The organism is Paracoccus sp. AK26, from assembly GCF_011801365.1.
GTDB classification, from domain to species: domain Bacteria; phylum Pseudomonadota; class Alphaproteobacteria; order Rhodobacterales; family Rhodobacteraceae; genus Paracoccus; species Paracoccus aerius.
Genome location: NZ_CP041041.1, coordinates 281,487 through 294,415, shown reverse-complemented (window position 1 = coordinate 294,415; position 12,929 = coordinate 281,487). Strand labels below are relative to the sequence as shown.

At 65.7% G+C, this 12,929-nt stretch carries 15 protein-coding genes; 7 read left to right on the top strand and 8 right to left on the bottom strand.

Annotated features, from left to right (window positions below):
- Positions 1-113 precede the first annotated feature (113 nt).
- Both FIU66_RS01370 and FIU66_RS01365 read left to right on the top strand, forming a co-directional pair.
- Positions 114-320, top strand: a complete 207-nt coding sequence (locus tag FIU66_RS01370) for a cold-shock protein (protein WP_103172357.1) — start codon at positions 114-116, stop codon at positions 318-320.
- A gap of 104 nt (positions 321-424) precedes the next feature.
- Positions 425-676 carry a DUF982 domain-containing protein gene (locus FIU66_RS01365; RefSeq protein ID WP_201281073.1) on the top strand — a complete coding sequence of 84 codons (252 nt, stop codon included), beginning with the start codon at positions 425-427 and terminating at the stop codon, positions 674-676.
- A gap of 70 nt (positions 677-746) precedes the next feature.
- Here the strand turns inward: FIU66_RS01365 and FIU66_RS01360 are convergent, their stop codons facing one another.
- Both FIU66_RS01360 and FIU66_RS01355 read right to left on the bottom strand, forming a co-directional pair.
- Positions 747-941: a DUF1127 domain-containing protein gene (locus FIU66_RS01360; RefSeq protein WP_167623342.1), complete on the bottom strand. Its 195-nt coding sequence runs from the start codon at positions 939-941 to the stop codon at positions 747-749.
- Between the two features lie 192 nt (positions 942-1,133).
- A complete protein-coding gene (locus FIU66_RS01355; protein ID WP_167621035.1) occupies positions 1,134-1,853 on the bottom strand; it encodes a 16S rRNA (uracil(1498)-N(3))-methyltransferase in 720 nt (239 codons plus the stop codon).
- A 13-nt stretch (positions 1,854-1,866) separates the two neighbouring features.
- Between FIU66_RS01355 and ubiA the strand changes: the two genes are divergently transcribed.
- The 3 genes from ubiA (at position 1,867) to FIU66_RS01340 (ending at position 5,375) form a co-directional block, all read left to right on the top strand.
- Positions 1,867-2,805, top strand: a complete 939-nt coding sequence (gene ubiA, locus FIU66_RS01350; protein WP_167623341.1) for a 4-hydroxybenzoate octaprenyltransferase — start codon at positions 1,867-1,869, stop codon at positions 2,803-2,805.
- Between the two features lie 62 nt (positions 2,806-2,867).
- Complete coding sequence (locus tag FIU66_RS01345) at positions 2,868-5,045, top strand: OmpA family protein (RefSeq protein ID WP_167621034.1); 2,178 nt, start codon at positions 2,868-2,870, stop codon at positions 5,043-5,045.
- Between the two features lie 21 nt (positions 5,046-5,066).
- Positions 5,067-5,375 (top strand): hypothetical protein, encoded by a 309-nt coding sequence (locus FIU66_RS01340; RefSeq protein WP_167621033.1) that lies wholly within the window; start codon positions 5,067-5,069, stop codon positions 5,373-5,375.
- 58 nt (positions 5,376-5,433) lie between these two features.
- On the opposite strand, the gene FIU66_RS01335 is transcribed toward FIU66_RS01340, so the two are convergent.
- Entirely contained in the window at positions 5,434-6,798 is a 1,365-nt protein-coding gene (locus FIU66_RS01335) for an aminotransferase (RefSeq protein WP_167623340.1), read from the bottom strand.
- A gap of 61 nt (positions 6,799-6,859) precedes the next feature.
- On the bottom strand, positions 6,860-7,186 hold the full coding sequence (locus FIU66_RS01330; protein ID WP_167621032.1) for a TfoX/Sxy family protein: 327 nt from the start codon (positions 7,184-7,186) through the stop codon (positions 6,860-6,862).
- Between the two features lie 63 nt (positions 7,187-7,249).
- Between FIU66_RS01330 and miaB the strand changes: the two genes are divergently transcribed.
- Both miaB and FIU66_RS01320 read left to right on the top strand, forming a co-directional pair.
- A complete protein-coding gene (miaB, locus tag FIU66_RS01325) occupies positions 7,250-8,581 on the top strand; it encodes a tRNA (N6-isopentenyl adenosine(37)-C2)-methylthiotransferase MiaB (RefSeq protein ID WP_167621031.1) in 1,332 nt (443 codons plus the stop codon).
- A gap of 76 nt (positions 8,582-8,657) precedes the next feature.
- Entirely contained in the window at positions 8,658-9,014 is a 357-nt protein-coding gene (locus FIU66_RS01320; protein ID WP_167621030.1) for a DUF4440 domain-containing protein, read from the top strand.
- A 228-nt stretch (positions 9,015-9,242) separates the two neighbouring features.
- Here FIU66_RS01320 and ccoP read toward each other — a convergent pair whose 3' ends face one another.
- The 4 genes from ccoP to ccoN all read right to left on the bottom strand — a co-directional run bounded on the left by ccoP (position 9,243) and on the right by ccoN (position 12,819).
- On the bottom strand, positions 9,243-10,115 hold the full coding sequence (ccoP, locus tag FIU66_RS01315) for a cytochrome-c oxidase, cbb3-type subunit III (RefSeq protein WP_240544763.1): 873 nt from the start codon (positions 10,113-10,115) through the stop codon (positions 9,243-9,245).
- A gap of 161 nt (positions 10,116-10,276) precedes the next feature.
- Entirely contained in the window at positions 10,277-10,465 is a 189-nt protein-coding gene (locus FIU66_RS01310) for a cbb3-type cytochrome c oxidase subunit 3 (RefSeq protein ID WP_167621028.1), read from the bottom strand.
- Between the two features lie 10 nt (positions 10,466-10,475).
- Positions 10,476-11,201 (bottom strand): cytochrome-c oxidase, cbb3-type subunit II, encoded by a 726-nt coding sequence (gene ccoO / locus FIU66_RS01305; protein WP_167621027.1) that lies wholly within the window; start codon positions 11,199-11,201, stop codon positions 10,476-10,478.
- Positions 11,202-11,214: 13 nt separating this feature from the next.
- The gene (gene ccoN / locus FIU66_RS01300) at positions 11,215-12,819 is read right to left on the bottom strand and encodes a cytochrome-c oxidase, cbb3-type subunit I (RefSeq protein WP_167621026.1); all 1,605 of its coding nucleotides are present in this window, start codon (positions 12,817-12,819) and stop codon (positions 11,215-11,217) included.
- Positions 12,820-12,929: the final 110 nt, after the last annotated feature.

The following is a 12,929-nucleotide window of genomic DNA, read 5'->3' as shown; positions in this document are numbered from 1 at the left end:
GCTGATGTTCTTCCTTCGACCTTCTGTCTGCTTTACGGCTTCAGATGTTCTTGCGACGACTGGGCCACGCCATCGCAATCTCGCGGGTGGCATACATGACAGGAGATCTCACGATGGCCAATGGCACCGTGAAATGGTTCAACGCAACCAAAGGCTTCGGCTTCATCCAGCCGGAACATGGCACGAAGGACGTGTTTCTTCACATTTCGGCCGTGGAACGCGCCGGCCTCCGCGAAATCAAGGACGGCCAGGCCGTGACCTTTGACGTGGAACGCGGCCGCGACGGCCGTGAATCGGCGACCAACCTCGCCCTGGCCTAAGCGCCTTCCAAACGACTTGGGGTGGCGGCAATGGTCGCCTCCCCCTTTCCTGATTTCCAGACGCCCTTGGCGCGGGATCGGATGACTTCCCCGAAAGAGACAATTTGATCGAGATTAGCTGGGGCCAGCCCCTGTCCTTTGTCGTTTCGCCCGACGGCGAGACGAAGACCTTCACCACCCTTGAAACCGCGGCCTATTGGCTGGAGCGCAGATGGCCGGTCGACGATGTGCAGCGTCGCCAGGCAGCACAGATGCTGGATGCCGCCGCCCATTGCATGACCCCCGTTGGTTCCGCGCGCAAGGCCTTTTCGGCTGCCGCACGAAGCGCGGGTTTCAAGCCTCTCAACCAGCACTGACCGGACAAGAAAAAACCCCCTCTGCAACCGCATTGGGGGTTCGTTCGTCTTAAACCGGGATGGCTATGGCTTAGAAGCCGCGCGCAATCCGCTCGATGTCGCCGCGGCAAAGACCAATATCGTCCAGCTCGCGATCCGACAGGCGGTTCAGTTCACGACGGGTCACGCGGGTATCGTTCCACGCGCTCAGCATCGCGAAAAGGTTTGCAACGACATTGCCAACGCCCCCAACAGCATAGCCGCGGTTCATTTCAATCGTCGACATCTCATCACCTGTTTCAGAAGTGCCCGACCATCGGGCATTTGCTTCATGAACAGGGATATAGTTTGGGCAGTCAAAAAAGAGTAGCTGCGGGCAAGGCAATGCCGCCATGCAGAAATTGCAGATAAAGAATGCGTTAAGGCGGTTTTGGGGGTCGCTTTCCACCCCCGGAATGCCGCATTGCAGCATTCGGCCCTAGCGCCAGTCCCCCAAGGCCGCCTGCCACAGCGCAAGTGCCGCAACGGCAGCCGTATCGGCGCGCAAAATCCGCGGCCCCAGGCTGATCCGACTCACATAGGGCAGCGATGACAGCCGCCCTCGTTCCGCCTCCGAGAAACCGCCCTCGGGACCGATCAGGATTGCCCAGGGGCCGCGCGGCAGGCCCGCCAGCGTTTGGGACGGTCCGGCCATGGCCTCGTCCGCCCAAAGGATGCGGCGGGATGCGTCCCAGCCGTCCAGCAGCCGCGACATTGGCACAAGATCCGCGACCGGGGGCACGAAGGTGCCGCCGCATTGCTCGGCCGCCTCGACGGCATGGGCTTGCAGGCGGTCCCGGCGGATGCGGTCGGAATTGGTATGGTCGGTCTGCACCGGCTGGATCCGCGCCGCGCCCATCTCGGCCGCCTTTTCGACGATGAAGTCGGTGCGCGCCTTCTTGATGGGCGCGAACAGCAGCCACAGGTCGGGCGGATCGCGCTGCGGGGCCACCTGTTCCAGCACGTCCAGCAACCCGCCGCGCTTGCTGGCCGCAACAAGACACGCCGACCAGGCGCCGTCGCGGCCATTGAAAACCTCGATCAGATCACCAGGAGCCAGGCGCATGACCCCCGACAGGTAATGCGCCTGGTCGCCATCCAGCGGGACGGGTTGTCCCGCGCCCAGGGGGTGATCTATGAACAGCCTGATCCTTGCCATGGGGCCAGACGCTATGCAAAGCCGGACGGAAAGACCAGACGCCGTCGTCGACGCGCCGAAGGGCAACTGGGTGGACGGCACCGCCCCCGCGGCCTGGCGGCCCTGGCTGCGCCTGTCCCGCGCCGATCGCCCCATCGGCACCTGGCTTCTGCTGCTGCCCTGCTGGTGGGGGATCGGGCTGGCGATGATGGCCGACGCGCCCCGCTGGGTGGACCTGTGGATTGCCATCGCCTGCACGGTCGGCGCCCTTGTGATGCGTGGCGCAGGCTGCACCTGGAACGACATCACCGACCGCGACATCGACGACAAGGTGGCGCGGACCCGGTCCCGGCCCCTGCCCTCGGGTCAGGTGACGCTGCGGGGCGCCTATCTGTGGCTGATGGCGCAATGCCTGGTGGGACTCGTGATCCTGCTGACGTTGGATCCGGCTGCGATCTGGATGGGCGTGGCCTCGCTGGTGCTTGTGGCGATCTATCCCTTTGCCAAGCGCTTCACCTGGTGGCCGCAGGTCTTCCTGGGCCTGGCCTTCAACTGGGGCGTGATGCTGGCCTATGCAGCGCATATGGGGCGGCTGGACGCGGCGCCGGTGGTGGCCTGGGTTGCGGGCATCGCCTGGACGATCTTCTATGACACGATCTATGCCCATCAGGACGTGGAAGACGACGCCCTGATCGGCGTGAAATCCACCGCCCGCCTGTTCGGCCAAAACAGCCCCCGCATCCTGGCGGGCTTTGCTGTCCTGACGGTGGGGCTGCTGGCGGTGGCGATCTCATTGGTGGGTCGCGATCAGTTGATGGCCTGGCTGGGGCTGGCGGGTTTTGCGGGGCATCTGGCTTGGCAACTGAGGAATTTCCAGCCTGATCAGGGCGATGGCTGCCTTCGCCTGTTCCGGTCCAACCGCGACGCCGGGCTGATCCTTGCGCTGTTTCTTGCCTTGGCCGGGCTGGTCTGATTGCGCGACGCCCCCGGCATCGCTACACCGCGCCTTCAGGAAACAGCCCAAGGTCATGCCCGATGGCGTCATCCCGCAGGCGGCTTGCCTCGCCCTTCGCAACGATTCTGGCCCTGTCGCTGGCTGGCGGGGCCTGCTGGTTCGGCGCCGAATCCGCCGCCCGCTATCTCGAGGATCGGTCGCGCCAGGATGTCGAGCAGGCCTTGTCGGACCAGGATTGGGTCCGGGTCACGACCGACGGCCTGCAGGTCCGCCTGACCGGCACCGCGCCCTCGGAACTTGACCGCTTTCGCGCCATGACCCTGGCGGGCGGCGCGGTCGATCCGGCCCGCGTGGTGGACGGCATGACAGTCGCCTCGGCCGAGGAAATGGCCCCGCCCAACTTCAAGATCGAACTGCTGCGCAACGACCAGGGGATCTCGCTGATCGGCCTTGTTCCAGCCTCGACCGACCGGCGGGCAGTGCTGCGCGCGCTGCAGACCGAAACGGCCGCGCCCCAGATCACCGACCTTCTGGAAACGGCGGATTATTCCGTGCCGCAGAACTGGGACGCGGCGCTGCAATACGGGCTTCGCGCGGCGCAGTTGGCGGCGCGGGCAAAGATCTCGGTCCAGCCGGGCAGCGTCACGGTCGCCGCGATCACCGACAGCCCCGAGGAAAAGGGGCGGCTGGAAACCGACCTGCGCCGCGACCTGCCCACGGGCGTGACGCTGGTCACCGACATCTCCGCCCCCCGCCCGGTTATCGCCCCCTTCACGCTGCGCTTCGTCAAGACCGCCGAAGCCGCCCGGTTCGATGCCTGCGCCGCCGATACCGAGGAAGGCCGGGACCGGATCGTGGCGGCCGCGCAGGCGGCTGGCATGGCCCAGGTGCCTGCCTGCACGCTGGGCCTTGGCGCCCCCTCGCCCGACTGGTCGGTAGCGGCGGTCGCGGCGATCGAGGCCGTGGCGGAACTGGGCCAGGGCTCGGTCACGCTGTCGGATGCCGACGTGGCGCTGATCGCCCCGGCCGCAGTCGAAAGGCCCGTCTTCGATGCCGCCGTCGCGCGGCTGCAACAGGCGCTGCCGCCGGTCTTTTCGCTGCAATCGACGCTGGAACAGCCGGTCGACCAGGCGGCCCCCCAACCGGTTCAGTTCGTGGCGACCCTGTCGGAATCGCAGGTCATGACCATGCGCGGCGCCGTCAGCGACGACCGGATGGGCGAAACGGTGGACAGCCTGGCACGGGCACGCTTTCCGACGGTCCAGGCCGATCTGGCCGGCAATCCCGGCGCTCCGCAAGGCTGGACGGTGCGGGTGATCGGCGCGATCGAGGCGCTTGACCAACTGCAATCGGGCAGTGTCGAAGTCACGCCCGAACTGATCCGGCTGACCGGCACCTCGGGCGACCCAAGCGCACCCGAGGCCGTTGCGGCAAGCCTGACCGACCGGCTGGGACCGGGCGCCCGATACGAGCTGGCGATCCGCTATGACCGCAGGCTGGATCCGTCGCTGGACCTGCCCGACGGCGCGGAATGCGTGCGTCAGTTGAACATCGTGATGTCGGAATCCGAGATCGGGTTCGAGCCGTCGAAATCCGCCATCGCGGGCGATCCGGGGCCGACGCTGGAACGGCTGGCCTCGGTCATGGCCGAATGCTCGGATTTCCAGATCGAGGCGGGCGGGCATACCGATTCGCAAGGTTCGCAGGGCTTCAACGCCGATCTGTCGCGCGGCCGGGCGCAGGCCCTTGTGGCGGCCATGGCCGAGGCCGGCATCGACGTGACCAGCATGACCGCGCGCGGATATGGCGAAAGCCAGCCCATCGCCAGCAACGAGACCGAGGAAGGCCGCGAGGAGAACCGCCGGATCGAGTTCCGGCTGCTGTCGGACCACCCGGTCCGCACCGATCCCCTGCCTGCCCCCGTCACCCTGTCGGGCGTTACCGCCCAGCCCCAGCCCGTCGATGCGGCCCGGCCCGCTGCAGCGTCAGCGGGGGACGCCGCCCTGATCGGTCCGACCCTGCCCGAGGCCTTCGGCCCCCCTGCGCCCGCAGCGGCCGTCGCACGCCCGCAGATGTTCGGTCCCGACATGCCGCGCGCCAGCACCGGCCCCACGGCACCGGCAACCGTCGGCGCCAGCGAGGTGTTCCAGACGCTGGACGAACGCGAGGAAAACATTAGGCTGCCGGTCCAGACGCCCGGCCCGGACACGCCGCGCCCGTCACCCCGACCCGACGATGCCGCCAACCGCGCCGAATGACACCAGCATGAACCGGACCGCATGAACCGCACGGAATTCGTCACCATCACCACGATCATCCTGTTCGGAGTCTTCGTACTGGGCTGGTTCGCAAGCTGGCTGATCGGCCGCCTGACGCGGCCCAGCCAGGCGGACTTGGCGGACATTCAGGACAAGCTGCGGCAGGTGGAACGGGAACGCGACAAGGCCATTGCCTTGCTGACGGAACGGGAAACCCGTCTGTCCACGACCCAGGCGGAACTGGACAGCGCCATCGAAGGCTTGCGCGAAAGCCGGACCGAGATCGAGGAGCTGCGCGACTATATCGAACGCAGGCTGTCGCGCCGATAGGGTCCGCGCCTGCACCCACCATCAACGCAGGTGTGGTGGTGCAGGCGCGCGCCATCCGTCACGCCACCTCGGCAAAGACCTTCTGCAGCGCCTTTTCCAGCTTCTCGAAGATCTCGTCCATCTGATCCTCGGTCAGGATGAAGGGCGGGCACAGCACGATGGACTGGCCCAGCGGGCGGCAGATCAGGCCCAGGTCGGTGCAGGCATTGGCGATGCGTTCGCTGACCGACAGGCTGCCGTCGAAGGGGGTCTTGGTGGCCTTGTCCTTGACCGCTTCCAGCGCCCACATGAAGCCCACGCCGCGCAGTTCCCCGATATGGTCGCTGCGCTCCATGATCGCGCGCAGCCCGGATTCCAGCCGCGGGGCGAGGCGACGCACGTTTTCCGCCAGCCCTTCGTTCATCACCATGTCGATGGCCTTCAGCGCGATGGCGCAGCCGACCGGATGCCCGGATGCGGTGAAACCATGCGGAAACTCCTCGATCTTCTCGACGGCGGCCTGCACCCGGTCGGACAGTTCCGGCCCCAGGATCACCGCGCCCATCGGGAACAGCCCTGCGGTCAGGTTCTTTGACGAAATGATCGCGTCGGGCGTGAAGCCATAGGTCTGGCAGCCCCAGGTGTTGCCGGTGCGGCCAAAGCCCGTGATGACCTCGTCCGAAATCATCGGGATGTCGTATTTCCGCAAGATCGGCAGCACCGCCTGGAAATAGCCCTGCGACGGCGGGATCACGCCCCCCGCCCCCTGCACGGGTTCAGCAAAGAAACCCGCAATGGTGTCGGCGCCCTCGCGCTGGATCGTATCCTCAAGCTCCTGCGCCAGGCGCGCGGTGAACTGCTCTTCGGTCTCGCCCGCCTCGCCGTATCGCCAGAAATGCGGGCAGGTCAGGTGGATGAAGCCCGGCAGCGGCAGGCCGAAGACCTCGTTATAGGGCTTGCCGGTCATGGATGCCGAAACGGCCGTCACGCCGTGATAGGCGTTCCAGCGGGTCAGGATCTTGCGGCGCTGCGGGTTGCCCTCACTGGCGTGCAGGAACCACAGCATCTTGACCATGGTGTCGTTCGCTTCCGACCCCGAGTTGGTGTAGAACACCTTACCGCGTTCGAAGGGCGACACTTCGACCAGCTTTTCGGACAGCATCACCGTCTGGTCGGACAGCCGCCCGAAGAAGGCGTGATAGCCGGGAAAGCGGTCGTATTGCGCCTTCGCGGCCTCGGCCAGACCCTTGTGGTCGAAGCCAGCAACCATGTTCCACAGGCCCGAATTCGCATCCAGATAGCGGCGGCCGTTCACATCGACGACGTAAGGCCCCTCGCCATGGGTCAGCACGACCGCCCCGCGGCTGGCGACGCTGGGCAGGTCGGTGAAGCCGTAAAGCGAGTATTCGTCGGCGCGGGCTTCCCAGCTTTGCGGTTTGTTCATCATGGCCTCCATCGGTTTGCCCGCAGGCTAGCCGGGCCGATGCGGGCGTTCAATGGGGCCGTCAGGGACGGCGCAGGCCGATCAGGTCCAGTTCCGCCTCTATCCCCGACAAGGGCTGGCCGCGCACCTCGGCCACGAGCGAATCGAACCGCTCGCGCAGCGCAGCCTTTTCCGCGCCCCGGCAGTCGTTCCAGGGCCGCCCCTGCAAGGCCATCACCAGGACGTAATACCAGATGAAATGCGGCCTGCTGCCCGCGATCAGCATGGCGCGATAGGCATCATGCGCGCCCACCCGGCGCAGCGTCGCGGCATCGGGGATACCGGCGGCGATCAGCGCCTTGGCGGTCGCCGGGCCGATCGTGTTGATCGTCGTCAGATCGCTGTCCATCGCGCGCCTTTCCAAACCCCTGCGATTCCTGTATCAGCACGCTACCCCCCAAGGACAGCGGCAATGAACGACCAGGCCAATCCCCCGGCAGTGAAAAAGCTTTTCATCAAGACCTATGGCTGCCAGATGAACGTCTATGACAGCCAGCGCATGGCCGAGGCCATGGGCGCCGAAGGTTATGTCCTGACCGAGGATCAGGCAGACGCGGACATGGTCCTGTTGAACACCTGCCATATCCGCGAGAAGGCGGCCGAGAAGCTCTATTCCGACCTGGGCCGCCTCAAGCCGCTGAAGGCGGAAAAGCCCGACCTCAAGATCGGCGTGGCGGGCTGCGTGGCCCAGGCCGAGGGCGAGGAGATCGTGCGCCGGATGCCGCTGGTCGATCTGGTCGTGGGGCCGCAGACCTATCACCGCCTGCCCGCCATGGCGCGCGGCGAGGCGCCCGCGATCCTGACCGACTTCCCCCCCGAGGACAAGTTCGACCACCTGCCCGCCCGCCGCGCCACCCGCCGCGCGCCCGCGGCCTTTCTGACCGTGCAGGAAGGCTGCGACAAGTTCTGCGCCTTCTGCGTCGTCCCCTATACGCGCGGGGCCGAGGTCAGCCGCCCCGTGGACCGCATCCTGCGCGAGGCGCGCGATCTGGTGGACCGGGGCGTGCGGGAAATCACCCTTCTGGGCCAGAACGTGAACGGCTGGCATGGCGCGGGGTCGGATGGCGAATGGGGCTTTGGCCGGCTGATCCGGGCGCTTGCGGATATCGAGGGGCTGGACCGCATCCGCTATACGACCAGCCACCCCAACGACATGGGCGACGACCTGATCGCGGCGCATCGCGACATTCCGCAACTGATGCCCTATCTGCACCTGCCCGTGCAATCGGGCAGCGACCGCATCCTGAAGGCCATGAACCGCAAGCACACGGCGGCCCAGTATCTGCGCCTGATCGACCGCATCCGCGAGGCGCGGCCCGACATCATGCTGACCAGCGACTTCATCGTGGGCTTTCCCGGTGAAACGGACGGGGACCACCAGGACACCCTGCGCCTTGTGGCGGAAGTCAATTTCGGCACCGCCTTCAGCTTCAAGTATTCCCCCCGCCCCGGAACCCCCGCCTATGACCGCCCCGAGGTCGAGGGCGCGGTGGCCGACGAGCGGCTGCAGGAATTGCAGGCGCTGCTGACGAAACAGCAGAAGGCCGCGCAGGAAGGCATGGTCGGGCGCACCCTGGGCGTGCTGTTCGAGAAGCCGGGCCGCAAGGACGGCCAGATGATCGGCAAGTCTGATTACCTGCACTCGGTCTTCGTCGACGCGCCCCAGGCCCAGGTGGGCGACCTGGTGCGGGTGCGCATTGTCGGAAGCGCGGCGAACTCGCTGCATGGCGAACTGGCGGGCTGAGGTCGAAAAACGCCATCCAACCGGAACCGCCCGGCAGACCGGCGGTTGTCCCTGACCCAAGCGGCAGGAGATCAGGATGGACGACGACCGGGTCTGGAGCTTCGAGGAAAGCCTGTGGCGTGCCTCGGACGAACGCTATCACGAACGGGTCGATCCCGAATGCATCATGGCGCTGAGCCATTCCCCGCACCTGTGCCGGGGCGAGGATGCCGTCAACGCCGTAAGCGGCACCCCGGAATGGGATCAGGTCAGCTTCCACGACCAGAGCATCTCGCGCCCCGAGGAGGGGATGATCGTCATCGGCTACAAGGTCCGGGCGGAAAAGGGCGAAACCCAGTTCGCGGCCGCCTGCACCTCGGTCTATCGGCGCAGGGGGCATGATGACTGGACCGTGGTCCAGCACGCCCAGGTGGCGCTTGGCGGCAAGGATTGACCCTTTCGCCAAAGGACGGCCGACCCCCGGGAACGCGCGAACATGAAGGGGGCCGGCCTCTTTCGCATCGGTGGATGGATGCGAAAGCGCGTGGCGCCAAGGCATCACCCGTCGTGATGCTTGACGAAGATTGAAGGACCGGCCCCCAGGAACGCGCGAACAGGACAGGAGCCGGTCCCTTTCGCCTGCGGTGGTGCACACAGGCGAAAGCCGGGGATCCGGGCGGGGTTATTCCCCGCCGCCCAGACCGTGAACATAGGCGGCGACGGCGCGGATCTCGGCCTCGGACAGGCGCGTGTTCCAGGCGGGCATCACCCCGAAGGGGCCTTCGGCGACGATGCGGGTCAGCGTCGCCTGGTCGTTGCCATACAGCCAGACCGCGTCGGCCAGGTTGGGCGCACCCTGCATCCGGTCGCCGCTGCCGTCGTCCATGTGGCAGGCCGAGCAGTTGTCGGAATAGACCTGCTGGCCCTCGGCTGCCTTGGCGGCATTGTGGGGCAGGTCGGACAGGGACAGGACATAGTTCACGACCTGGTCGATCTGGCCCCGGTCCAGGATCCCGTCCGTGCCGAAGGCGGGCATCTGGGAATAGCGGGTGTCGCCGTCCTGCGGGTCACGGATGCCGTGCTGCAGGGTCAGGTGGATATCCTCAAGCGTGCCGCCCCATAGCCAATCATTGTCCAGAAGGTTCGGATAGCCCTTCGCCCCGCCCGCCCCCGATCCGTGGCACTGCGCGCACCAGGTGCGGAACACCGCGCCACCGGCATTGGTGGCATAGTTCACCAGTTCCGGATCATTGGGGATCTCGGCCAGGTCCACCTCGGCCAGACGGGACTGGATGGCGGCATTGGCCTGGTCGAAGCGTTCGATCTCGGCCGCGACCTCCTGCCGGTAATCTGTGCCCAACAGGCCCTGCGTGGCCTGGCTGACCAGCGGGATCGCGGGATAGGCGATCACATAGCCCAGGGCCCAGACGATCGTGGCATAGAAGGTCCAAAGCCACCAGCGGGGCATGGGATTGTCATACTCGGTGATCCCGTCCCATTCGTGGCCGGTGGAACCCACCTCTTGCACCAGTGCCTTGCGGGCGGGCTTGCGCATCTTCGGGGACACTGGCTTGTCCGCGCGGGGACGTTCGGGGATGTCGCCCGTGATCTTGGCGGCATGTTCGCTGTCTGCGGCCTGCCGCCGGACCGAGATCCGGTTGTCGGGATTGGCAGGATCCTGATGCGGGCCTACCGGCTTGTCCTTGTCGTCGGCCATCACCGGCCCTCCTTGTCGTCCGCGTCGGCGGGACGGTTCTCGTTCCTGAAGATGCTTTCGGCGGCGTCGCGATGGGCCTTGCGCGATCCCGGGCGGAAGACGAACAGGATCACGCCCAGGAAGAACAGCACCAGGACCAGCAGCGCCCAGCTATCCGCCAGGCCGCGCAGGAAGCTGTATGTCTCCATGACCGCCCCCTTACCGCGCCGGATCGGGCTGGAAGGTCGAGAAGTCGACCATCGTTCCCAGCACTTGCAGATAGGCGACCAGGGCATCCATTTCCGTCAGTTGCGGCTGGCGATCGAAGTTGCGTTGCTGCGCGCCCGGATAGCGTTCCTGAAGGCCTTCGGCATCGGCATTGGGATCCGCCTGCGCCCGGAAATCCTGGACCGAGGCCGCGATCATCTCCTCGGAATAGGGCACCCCCACCATGGCGTCGGTTTCAACGCGGTCCTGGACATGGTCCGGTTCGATGACCCGGTCCATCAGGAAGCCGTATTTGGGCATGATGGATTCCGGCACGACCGATTGCGGGTCGCGCAGGTGGTCCAGGTGCCATTCATCCGAATAGCGCCCGCCCACACGGGCCAGATCCGGCCCGGTGCGCTTTGACCCCCACTGGAAGGGGTGGTCGTACATCGATTCCGCGGCAAGGCTGTAATGGCCGTAACGCTCGACCTCGTCGCGCATCGGGCGGATCATCTGGCTGTGGCAGACATAGCAGCCCTCGCGGACATAGATGTCGCGGCCGGCCAGTTCCAGCGGGGTATAGGGGCGGACCCCTTCCACCTTCTCGATGGTGTTTTCCAGGTAAAACAACGGGGTGATCTGCACAAGGCCGCCGATGGTCACGACCAGGAAGGAAAAGATCAGCAGAAGCGTCGCGTTCTTTTCGAGGATCTTGTGTTTCTGAAGGATTTGCATGGCTCGCGTTCCCTTATTCGGCCGGCACGCCGATGGCGGTCGAATGCGCCTTGGGCTGGCGGGCCACGGTGGCCCAGAGGTTGTAGGCCATGATGATCCCGCCGGTCAGATACAGGACACCGCCCAGGGCACGGACCACGTTCATCGCGAACTTGGCCTGCACGGTGTCGGCGAAGGCGTTGACCAGGAAGCCCTGGCTGTCGACCTCGCGCCACATCAGGCCTTCCATGATGCCCGACACCCACATGGACGCGGCGTAGAGGACCAGGCCGATGGTGGCCAACCAGAAGTGCCAGGAGACCAGCGACAGCGAATACAGGCGTTCCCGGCCCCACAGGCGCGGCGTCAGGTAATACAGCGCGCCGAAGGTGATCATGCCGTTCCAGCCAAGCGCGCCGGAATGGACGTGGCCGATGGTCCAGTCGGTGTAATGCGACAGGCTGTTCACGGCCTTGATCGACATCATCGGGCCTTCGAAGGTCGCCATGCCGTAGAAGCCGACGGCCACCACCATCATGCGCAGGATCGGGTCAGTGCGCAGCTTGTCCCAGGCCCCCGACAGGGTCATCAGCCCGTTGATCATCCCGCCCCAGGACGGCATCCACAGCATGATGGAAAACACCATCCCCAGCGTCGAGGCCCAGTCGGGCAGTGCGGTATAGTGCAGGTGGTGCGGACCGGCCCAGATATAGAGGAAGATCAGCGCCCAGAAGTGGATGATCGAGAGCTTGTAGCTATAAACCGGACGCTCGGCCTGCTTCGGGATGAAATAGTACATCATCCCCAGGAAGCCCGCGGTCAGGAAGAAGCCCACGGCGTTGTGGCCGTACCACCACTGCACCATCGCATCCTGCACGCCCGAAAACACCTGGACCGACTTTGATCCGAAGATGCTGACCGGCACCGACAGGTTGTTGACGATGTGCAGCATCGCGATGGTCACGATGAAGGCCAGGTAGAACCAGTTGGCGACGTAGATATGGGGTTCCTTGCGCTTGATCACGGTGCCCAGGAACACGGCCAGATAGGCCACCCAGACCACCGTCAGCCACCAGTCCACATACCATTCCGGCTCGGCATATTCCTTGGACTGCGTGGCCCCGGCGATATAGCCGGTCGCGGCCAGCACGATGAACAGGTTGTATCCCCAGAACACGAACCAGGCCAGGTTCCCGCCCCACAGCCGCGCGGCCGAGGTGCGCTGCACCACATAAAAGGACGTGGCGATCAGCGCGTTGCCGCCAAAGGCGAAGATGACCGCGCTTGTATGCAGCGGGCGCAGCTTGCCGAAGTTGGTGTAGCCCTGGGTCAGATCCGACAGGTTCAGCGCCGGAAAGGCCAGTTGGAAGGCGATGACCACGCCCACCAGGAAGCCCACCACGCCCCAGAAGGTCGTGGCGATGACCCCCCAGCGGACGACATCGTCCATATACTGCCTTTTGTCGATGACCGGCGCGGGTTCGTCGATCTGGCGCAAGGCCCAGACGAACATCCCGCCCGCCACCAGCATGACGACGATCGCATTGACCATATAGGCCGGGTCGCGCGCCATGTTGGCGCCGATCGCGGCCAACAAGGCGACCGCTCCCAGCAAGATCAGCTTCACATAATTCCACATGGTTTTTACCCGCGCCCTTTGGTCGGACATGGCGGGCGGCACGATTCGCCGCCCGGATGTCCTGTCTTGGCTTGTGGAATTAGGCGGGCCGGCCCCCGCCAACCTTGATC